General features: G+C 66.1%; 3 protein-coding genes. All 3 read right to left on the minus strand.

The window, feature by feature from the left end; all coding sequences use genetic code 11:
- On the minus strand, positions 1 to 1,558 hold a 1,558-nt coding region (locus tag CAPSK01_RS23335), incomplete at its 3' end, for a 2Fe-2S iron-sulfur cluster-binding protein (protein WP_273703815.1).
- A gap of 23 nt (positions 1,559 to 1,581) precedes the next feature.
- Complete coding sequence (locus tag CAPSK01_RS23340) at positions 1,582 to 2,055, minus strand: cyclic nucleotide-binding domain-containing protein (RefSeq protein WP_273703816.1); 474 nt, start codon at positions 2,053 to 2,055, stop codon at positions 1,582 to 1,584.
- A 182-nt stretch (positions 2,056 to 2,237) separates the two neighbouring features.
- Positions 2,238 to 3,801, minus strand: a 1,564-nt coding sequence (gene tagH, locus CAPSK01_RS15655) for a type VI secretion system-associated FHA domain protein TagH (RefSeq protein WP_273703817.1), incomplete at its 5' end; no start/stop codon positions are given.

The raw sequence follows: 3,801 nt of genomic DNA on the forward strand, positions 1-3,801 counted from the left end.
TGCGGTTGTAGAAGTGGAGCGGTTCGCTGGTGATCATGTCGATCTGGAGCGAGGCGCTCAGGCGGCGCAATTGTTCCGCGGTGCTGGTGCCGGCGATGCCGTTGCCGATGATCACTACCCGGGAAATGCCTGTACCGAGCGCATGGTCGACTTCCGGCGCGGCGGGTGCTGCCTCGGTTTGTTCCGCTGTGCTGGAGTTCGGGTCGCGGTCGATGAGCACCGGGCCGCTGACCCGGCACATGCATGCCAACCGTGCTTTGCCTTCCAATCCCAGTCGGCGCAGCGTCGCCAGTTCGTCGTCACCAGCCGGCGACAGGTGCTTGCTGCCTGCGCACACGACCACCGCATCGGCACCGCAGAGGCCGGCCCGGCAACCATAGTTGATCTTGAGCCCGGCACTCTCGATGGCATCGAGAAGGGTCGCGCCTTTCGGGACCGGGAAGGCGATCTTCGTTTCCCGATCGGTCACCTCCGCCCCCTGCTTGCCACCAAAACGGGTATGCATCTGCGTCCTGCCGCTCGGCTCCGGGGCGCGCTGTGCGGGTTGGGCGGCGGCTTTGGCGAACAGTCCTTCGGCGTAAAGGCTGGTGCCGAGCAGGATCAGCCCGCCGACCACGCCGACGCCGCGGCTCGCAACCGTCAGCCATTCCGGTGCCGTAAAGGAGAGGAAGTGGGCGAGGGTGCCGAGCACGATGGGGCCGCCGAACCAGTAGAAGATGGCTAAGGCGACGGCGGCGAAAACGGCCGCGACGCGATGCGGCGACAGAGGGAAGCAGCTGGTGGCGATGGCATACAGGCCGGCGGACGCGCAGCAGGCCGCGAGCAGAATGGCCAGATAGAGTTCGTAGCCATAGGTCTGCGTCGGTCCCTGCAGGAAATAGGCACCGATCAGCCCCGGCAGCAGGCCGATGAACAGGCGGCGCTGGCTGGCGTAGCGCGGGTCTGAATCGACGAGGTCGGCAAAGATTGCGCCGCGCGGGTTGAAGTCGTAGCAGTTCTTCTGGCAGCCGACGCAGGTCGGGCAATAGCCATTCGGGACGACGACCAGTGGGGCGTGGCCATAGGTGCGCTGGATCGGCCCCAGTGGGCAGAAGGTCCCGCACCAGCCGCTGCGCCCGGCAAACACCAGGCCGCCGACGAAGGCCGCGATCAGCACGCCGACGATGCCGGCGGCCACCAGTCCGCCTGCGTGGTTGAGCACCGGCGCGCGGGCGGCAACGCCGGCAAGGAAGAGGGCGACGGCGATGAGAAAGGCCCGCTCCTTCCATTTGCCGGGAAGCGGCAGGCTGCGGCTGCTGCCGGTCATGCGCGGAATCTGGTTGAGGAAGGCCATCGGGCAGACCTGCCGCCAGAGTCCGGGCGCAATCACCAGCACCGCTGGCAGGACCGGAATGGCCAGACCCCACCAGAGCTGCAGCCCGACGGCGGGATCGACCGTCAGCAGGACGGCGAAGCCGAGGGTGGCGAGCAGGGTGAAGACGCGCAACACCTGCCATACGGGTTTGGGCAGAGCCGACGTGCGTTTGGTGTAATTGGCGAAGAATCGCTCGGGGCTCATGGCATGGATTCGCGGGTCAAGGCTCAAAACGCGGTCTGCAGCTGGCGCAGGCGCCGGCTGGTGTAGGCCGCAAGATCCTGGAGCAGGGCGATCGCCAGCGCCGGCTTCCAGGCCGCCAACTGCGCGAAGGAATTCCGTCGCAAGGCAAGCAGTTCGGTACTTTGCAGGGCGGTGGCGGTGATCGCGCTGGCTTCGCCATCGAGGAAGGACGAGATCCCGAACACTTCGCCTTCCACGAGAACGTCCACTTCGCGCTCGGTCTGGCCGCTTGCGCCGGCGGTGATGCGGATGCTGCCCGAAACGATGATCAGCAAGGCATCGCTGCGCTCGCCGGCGGTGATGATCCGGCTGCCGGTGGCAAAGCGCAACTCGGCGACGAAGCTGTCGAGGCTGTCGAGCTCATCGTCCGAGAACTCTCGCAGGACAGGCCGCAGCCTTGCCGGAGCGACTATTTCGGTGACCTGTTGGTCGGGATCGGTGTAGCTGAAAAACTTCATCGGAGCCTTCCTGCGCCCGCATGCTGGCGCTGATCATTGCCATGAACAAAAGCGAACCCTGAAGGGAAGCTCGCCGGATCTGGGTCGACTGTGCCGGCTTCGCCCTCGCCTTGCCAGACGCTCGTCGGCGGGCGAGGGCACGCAAGGGCTACCGATCTCTATTCGCGGAAGCGTCGACCGGGTCAATTCTCTTCCAGTTTGTCGCCGCGAGCCGTTTCGCCAGCGAAGGTGGCGATGAAGGAACTGACCGGTCGGTGTGGCTGCAAGGATTGGCGGCTGCCCCAACGCTCGACGTAGAGGTCCCACAGCCTGGCCTTGCGTGAGCTCAGCAATTGGCCCATGCGGTTCTCGGCCGACGCCGCACGGTCGATGGCCTCGGGGGCCAGTTCGTTGACCATTATCTGCACAGCGGTCCGAACGGCAGCCTCGGTCTGCCGAAAGTGCTCGCCCAGTTCGGCGAGGCTGGTCTGGAAAGACTGCTGGCAGTCCAGGTAGGCACGCCGGGGTGGGCCGAACAGCACGCGCAGCGCTTCCTCGTTGGTCGGCATGATGCTGAGCGGATTGCTGGGGGCCGGACCAGGGCGTACCCCAGGCGGCTGGTCGAGGGCAGCGTTGCGCAAGGCCTGCAATTGCCGGATTTCGTCGGTGATCAGGAGGAGCAGTTGCCCGAGCCGTTCGCCCAGCGCTGCGGCGTCGGTTTCTTCGAGGTCTTCGGGCGACAGCCCGAGTCCTCTGGCCATGCTGGCCAGTACGTCGCCGCCGGTCGCCGCCTGCGCTGGCGGCGTAGGGTCGGTAGCATCGGTAGAGGGCGAAGGGGCGGCTTCCGCGACAATCCGGGTGACCACCGGTTCGCTCGGCAGTGCTGGCGGTGTCTTGACCACCCGCGCGAGGAGGGTCATGCCGTCGTCGGCCGCTGGAACGTTCGCCGGCATCCTGTCGGTGCCAAGCTCGGCCGGCGTCAGGGCAACCGGCGGTAGGTCGGCAAGCAGCAATGCCGGGTCACCGCCGCGCCGCGCATTGCCGGCGGGGCGCACGGGGGCAACCTGGGCAGAGGGGGGTTCGTCCGCAACCGGAAGAGGCGCGGGTTGGTCGACGCCACAACTGGTAGCGCCGTCTGGAGTAGTGTCCGCAAGGCCAGTGATCTGTACGGCAATCAAGTAAGGACCAATCAACAGGAGGTCTCCATCGCGTAGCGGGTAATTGTCGCTGACGCGGTCGTTGATGCGCTCACTACTATGATTGACGAAGGTCCCATTGGAGGAACTGTCCTGGAGAACGAATGCGCCGTCCGTGAAGCGGATCGTGCAATGGTGCCGGGAGATGCCGCCGGTTCGGTCGGGTAGCGTCCAGTCGTTACTGTCGTCCCGGCCGATCCTGAGCACTCCTTGGTGACCCAGCGTTTTCGTCAGAGGATGCTGGTCGGCAGACGTGGGCTTGCTCTCGATCGTCAGTCGCAGCAGCGGTTCGGGGGCGGGCGGGGAATGCCCGTCGGCCAGGTCGTCGTGCCTGACTGGCTCGCCGTCGTCCTTGATTTCGACGCGGATCAGGTAGGCCCCGATCCGCAGCCGCTCGCCGTCCCGCAAGGCATGCGGACTGGTCAGCCGGGTTGTGTTGCCATCGATGAAGGTACCGTTGGTCGACAGGTCGTAGAGCAGGTAAGCCTCGGGCGAGCGGCTGATTTCGCAATGCCTGCCCGACATCAGTCGGCTCGGGTCCGGCAAGGTCCAGTCCAGTCCTGGCAAGCGC

Source organism: Candidatus Accumulibacter vicinus (assembly GCF_000584955.1).
GTDB classification, from domain to species: Bacteria; Pseudomonadota; Gammaproteobacteria; order Burkholderiales; family Rhodocyclaceae; genus Accumulibacter; species Accumulibacter vicinus.